Below are 5,960 nucleotides of genomic sequence, written 5' to 3' on the forward strand. Positions count from 1 at the left end.
CGTCTGCACAGCCTGCCCATCCAGCCGCTCGAGCCGTACGGCCCCACACGAAGGACTGATCCATGACTGACACGTGGCTGATCGTAGGCCTCGGCAATCCGGGCTCCGAGTACGCCCACAACCGGCATAATGTGGGCCAGATGGTGCTCGATGAACTCGCAGCCCGACTGGGCGGCGGTTTCAAGTCGCACAAATCACGGGCCCAGGTCCTCGAAGGCAGGCTTGGCATCGGCGGCCCCCGGATGGTGTTGGCCAAACCCCTCAGCTACATGAATGTTTCCGGCGGTCCGGTCTCGGCGTTGGCGAAGTTTTATGACGTTGACCCGGCCCGGGTCATTGCCGTCCACGACGAGATCGACATTCCTTTCATGAGCATCAAACTCAAGATCGGCGGCGGCGAAGGCGGCCACAACGGGCTCCGTGACATTTCCAAGGCACTGGCAACAAAGGACTACCTCCGTGTGCGCGTCGGGGTCGGGCGGCCGCCGGGCCGGATGGACACCGCCGACTTCGTGCTGCGCGACTTTGCCGGCCCGGAGAAGAAGGAACTGCCGTTCCTGATTGACTCCGCAGCCGACGCCGTGGAAGCGCTCGTCCGGGACGGGCTCCAGGCCGCCCAGCAAAAGTTCCACCCCGTTAAAGCCCTGTAGCCGCTCGAGGACTCGATGTCCTTTCCCCTCGATTTCCTTTCCAAGCATCCCGCGTTGCCGTTATGATCTGTCTACTCTCTTGTCGGGGGATAGAGTTACGCTACGTCTAGGCGGTCGGTGTGTGCTTGCCGGCCGCTATGGCGGTGCAAAGGAAACTAGATGTCGAGGGATTCGCTGGGCTGGGGGGATGTTCCAATTACATCGGCACCGGCCGGATACGCCGCGGGGACGGTCAACAGGCACGCGTGGGCTGGACTGGCACGCGGGGCCTACGCTGACCGGGTCCGTGAGGCCCTCGCTGCGCCCAGCGGCATGGGCGTTGTCATCACCGGGGACCGGGGGGTGGGAAAGTCGCTCGTCGGACGCAGCGCCCTCGCCAGCCTCGGTCCGGACGTCTATACAGTCCAGCTCCGCAGTTCAGGGTCGGGCACTTCGACCCCTTATGGATGCCTCGCGTTTACGCTCGCCCGGCTCCCGCAGAGCTCGCTTGGCTCGCCCACGGCGATCCTGCACGGGATCACTTCGCTGATCCGCAACGACGCCGCGGGACGGCAGTGCGTCATCCTGTTGGACAACGCCGGTTCCCTTGACGAACAGAGCACCGGGGTCCTGCTCAACTTGCTGCAGACCGGCACCGGCCGGCTCGTAGCCACCGCGCAGCGCACCACCGACCTTCCCCCCGACTTCTATTGGCTCATCACGTCCGGTCAACTGGCCGAAGTGCGGCTCGCAGCCATGACCGAGCTCGAGACCCGCGAAGTGCTCCAGGCCGCGCTCGGGCACCGGGTTTCGACCGCCCTGGCAACCCAGTTGCACGATCTGGTTGGCGGCAGCCCCACTCTGCTTCAAGCAGTGGTTTCGGAACAGATCGAGCGCGGCAACCTGGTCCTGGCCGGCGCGGTGTGGACCCTGCTCGACGAGGTGGTCCTCGACGGCAAGACGGCGCTGGAAGACATTGTCAGGGCACGCTACGCGCGGGAAACGCCGCAGGCCCGCGAAGCCATCGAAGTCTTGTCCTGCGCCCGGAGCATGTCCCTGTCCCGGCTCGCGAAAATGTACGGGCCGGGACTCATCGCGGACATGGAAGAAGCGGGACAGATCCTGGTCGACCGCACGGACCGGCATTTCGTGACCCTCGGAGACCGCTATCTGGGCGACATCGTCCGGAACTGGCTCAGCGTGGAGCGCCGGTTGGAGCTGCGCGACAAGGTCCCGGGCCATCGTGAAGACGAGCTGGCAGAGCTCAGTATGGAGGATTTGCTCGCCTACGCCGCGTGGACGCACGACTGCCACGCCGAGCTGGCCCCGGCCCATGCGCTGGCCGCCGCCCGGGCAGCCGTCAGCCTTTTCGACCCGAAGTTCGCGCTCAAGTGCGCCGGCGGCATCAGCCCCGGCGATAGCGAATGGCCGGCCGGACAGCAGCAGAAGGCCGCCGCGTACCTGCAGCTGGGGCTGCCCCTCCAGGCCATGTCCTCGCTCGACGATATCTCCGAGGCACAGATTGACCGGCTCGCGCCGGAGCCCTTCGCCGAACTGGTCGCGGCCAAGGCCGACTGCATGGCCTGGCTGGAGGACCGCAGCGGAAAAGTCCCCGAGCTCCTTCGACGGTCCAGGCTGCGGCTGGAAGAGTTCCAGCAGGCCGACCTGCCTTCCGACGCGGGGTCGCTGGCTCGCGCCGGTCTCTGCCTTGATCTTTGCGAGTTCAGTTACCTTTCCTTCATCGGYGAGTACGTACCGATGATGGATCGGCTCCGTGCCGCTGCCGCCAGCGCCGATGCCGATGCCATCGACCCGGTCCACCGGCTCCGGACCTCGATTATCCTGATGGAAGCCCTGTGCATGACGGGCAAGGAAGTCGAGGCCAGGCAGCTGATGCGCGAGCTGGCCGGAAAACTGGGCGAGTGGTCCAACGTGCCGCGGATTCGCGAAAATTTCGCCTGGCGCTCCTTCAACGTCCTCCTGCTGTGCGGCAAATGGCGCCAGAGTATCGACATGCTAAAGGACGCGAGCGGCCGGGCCGGGCACGGGTTGCACTCGGGCAGCGCCGCCACCGACCTTGCGGTGGGACTCGCGTACGTCTATGCCGGACGCGGCTATCTGGCTCTTGACCCGCTCCTCGCCGCAATCGCCCAGCTCGAGGTCCGGACCAGCCTGCACGCCTTGCGGCAGGCCTATGCGGCCACGGCTTTTGCCTACGCGCAGATGGGGAACTCGGTGCAGGCCAGCGTCTACCTGGACCGCGCCCGGTCCGCGGACGGTCCGGCGCGCTTCGTGGTCAGCAGCTCTGCCGAGTTCTGCATGGACATGGCTTCCCGGTGGCTGGGGGATCCCCAGGCCAAGGAACGGCTGGTCCACGCCGCTGAGCGGCACTTCCGGGAGGGCCGCTACACCCTGGCCGGCATCTGCATGCTGGGCGCGACCGTCAACGGCACCGCCAAGGACTTCCAGTTCATGGAAGAGATCGCCGCGCGGCGGCAAGGCCCCCTCGCGGAACTGTCCCGGGTCGTAGCCGTCGGTAGCCGGAAGAAGGACGCCGTGACCATGCTCGAAGCCGCCGACCTCGCCGCTGAACTGGAGCTCGACGCCGTGCAGGCCAGATGCGCCGCGCTCGCCGTCACCTTTGCCAGAGCCGCAGGCCTGGCGGGGATCGCCGCGGCCGCGCACAACATGCTCGAATCCTTGTCAGCGTCGATGCCTGCGCTGCCCATCGTTCCGCAGAACAAGGGGCCGCTGCTGACGGAGCGGGAGCGGCAAATCGCTGCGCTGGCGGGCAGCGGAGTCTCCAATAAGGACATCGCCTTGGAGATTGGGATTTCGGTCCGGACGGTTGAAGGTCACCTGTACCAGGTGTTCACCAAGTTCGGAGTATCGTCGCGGAGTGATTTGCTTGGACTCATCTAAGGTCCGTGCGGCGGCTCCCGCCGATGAGGAGCGCCGTGGCATGACGGGACGCTCCGATGACTTGGGCGCCGCGGTGGCAGCGCTCCAGGGCGGCACACACGTCGCTGTCCTGTTGCTGGGCGAGCACGGAATCGGCAAGTCGACGCTAATGGAGGCCATCGCCTCGCAGCTGCGCGGACAGGTGACGGCCGTCCGCCTTCACGGCAGCCCGGCGCTGAGCCAAGTGCCCTACGGCGTGTTGGCGCCGTTCATTGTGGACCTGCCCGCACAGGATGCCACGTCCCAGCTGGTCGTGCTCCGGACCTTCTGGGGATACCTTGAAGGGCAACGCCGGCTGACGGAAAAGCCGCTCCTGCTGATAGTCGACGACGCTCACGACCTGGATGAGGCCACGGCGGCAGTCCTGGTGGAACTCGCCGCCGCCGGCTGGGCTAAGCTGCTCGTTGGTGCGGCTGCCCGCCCGGGCCTGCCGGAGCCTCTCCTGCAGCTGTGGTTCGAGGGCATCGCGGAACGGCATGATCTGCGCCCGCTCACCCGGGAACAAGCAACCGAGATCCTGGAGGTCCGGCTGGGCCCCCAGGTCTTGCCCGCGGTCGCCGAGACGCTCTGGGCTGCCTCCGCGGGCAACCCGCTGTTGCTGAGCTGTCTCGTCGATGACGCGGCGAGCGACGGTACGCTGCTTCAGCGCAACGGGGTATGGTTGCTCACCCGCCAGCTTAACAGCCACGGCGAACGCCTGACCGACGTCGTGCGCCGCCAGCTGCTCCGGCGCTCCGCGGAGGAAATAAAGGCACTGAACCTCGTGGCGCTGGCCGAACCGGTGGCCAGAGACCTGGTGGAAGCCTTGGTAAGCGTCCCCGTGGTTGCGCAGCTCATCGAGGAGGAGCTGATCCGCGTCTCGGACGCACCCCAGGCTGAACTGCGGCTCTGGCACTCGGTCTACGGCGACACTCTCCGGACCCTGATTTCGCCCGCGCGAAGCCTCCAGCTCCGGCAGAGCCTGGTGCTGTTGATGGACCGGGAACCAGTTTCGGCGGAGGGGCTCCTTCGGCAAGTGAGCTGGTCGTTGGAATGCGGGGTCGAAGTCGGGGACCGGCAGTTGCTCCGTGCCGCTGTGCTCGCCAGCCGGCTCTTCGAAGACGAACTGGCCCGCAAAGCCGCCTCCCAGGTCAAAGACCCTGAACTGCAGATAGCGGCGCGCTCGGTGATAGCACGGACGTACTACAACACCTCCAACTATGCGGCCGCTCGGGACATTCTCGAGGCGGACTTCGCGCAAGGGCGCACGCTGACCAGCATGCTGGCGGGGTCTCTGCTGTGGGCCGCCGTCCTGTCCGCTCAGGGACTATCCCCGGCCGATATCGTGCGGCGCGCCGAAGCTCTGCTGCACGCAGGGCAGCGGCTCGCCAAGGACAACCCGGGCGAGGCCGAAGGCATTCTTGCCGCGGCAAGGGAGCGGGTCCGGACGATCCGCACCATGGTCCTGGCCCTCGCCGGCGACACGGATGCCCTGGGCGCGTCCGACGGCGACGCCGCCAGCCCATTCGGGGACGGGCCGCCGCCGGGAAACGTCGAACGAGCTTTCGGGCTGGCACTGGAAGCCGAGCAGTTGCTGCTCCAAGGAAAATCGGACAGCGCCTACGCTGCTGCCACTGCTGCATTGGGGGCGGCCGGAGACGGGCCTGACGAACTGTACTTCCTTTCCGACTTCCTCGTGGTCCGCGCCGTCACCGCGGCGATTCACGGAGGCGACTGGAAAGCGGCGGAAGGGCTGCTGGAAGGCTTTGTGGCGGGATCCCGACCAAGCTTGATCTCCTTCGGCGGGGGAGTCCACGCGGCCACCGGCATCGTCCTGCTTTACCAGGGGAAGTCTGCCCAGGCCAAGAAAACCCTAAGGGCTGCGCTCGAAGCCCTTCGCGTCGCAGATCCGCAGCAACTGTTTTCCCTGACCGCAGCGATGGCCTTCGCAGCGGCCTCCGAGGCGGCGATAACGGACAAGGCTGCGGAGTTCCTGGCCGACTATGAATCCGCGCGGCCGCCGGTCTCCCGATACCTGCGCGCCCTTGCCGCGATGGCCGTGGTCTACGGCAAGGCCCGGCTGGGCAGCTACGACGGCGCCGCGGAGGAGCTGCAACGGCTCGGGCGGCCCGACGGCGGCCGCCACGACGCGGGTTTGGAGTTTGATGCGCTGGCCTTCCGGCTGGCGCTCGGGGACATGGGCGCGGCACCCCGGCTGCGCGAACTGCAGCCTCAACTCGAAGGGCGCAGGGCGGGGGCCATTTGCGGTCTTGCTGCTGCGATCGGGACGGAGCAGCCGGGGGAGCTGATGGAAGCGGCCAAGACCTGTGAGGAAACCGAACTCTGGGGTTTCGCGGCCCAGGCGTATGACGCTGCCGCCCGGACCTATCG

The 5,960-nt window shown here is 66.9% G+C and carries 3 protein-coding genes; all 3 read left to right on the top strand.

The window, feature by feature from the left end; all coding sequences use genetic code 11:
* Positions 1 to 62: 62 nt before the first annotated feature.
* Positions 63 to 650, top strand: coding sequence for an aminoacyl-tRNA hydrolase (pth, locus tag AB4Y86_RS10030; protein ID WP_441402092.1), 588 nt, complete (start codon positions 63 to 65; stop codon positions 648 to 650).
* A 159-nt stretch (positions 651 to 809) separates the two neighbouring features.
* Positions 810 to 3,551 (top strand): LuxR C-terminal-related transcriptional regulator, encoded by a 2,742-nt coding sequence (locus AB4Y86_RS10035; protein ID WP_441402093.1) that lies wholly within the window; start codon positions 810 to 812, stop codon positions 3,549 to 3,551.
* The coding region (locus AB4Y86_RS10040; protein WP_441402094.1) for an AAA family ATPase at positions 3,538 to 5,960 on the top strand (2,423 nt) is incomplete at its 3' end. The genes AB4Y86_RS10035 and AB4Y86_RS10040, both read left to right, overlap by 14 nt.

Origin of the sequence: Arthrobacter sp. 2YAF22_2, from assembly GCF_052114645.1 — a bacterium.
Lineage (GTDB): Bacteria > Actinomycetota > Actinomycetes > Actinomycetales > Micrococcaceae > Arthrobacter.

What these genes read in the sequence shown, in the direction of transcription:
- pth (WP_441402092.1), top strand. Translation starts at nt 63, where the DNA reads ATGACTGACACGTGGCTGATCGTAGGCCTCGGCAATCCGGGCTCCGAG.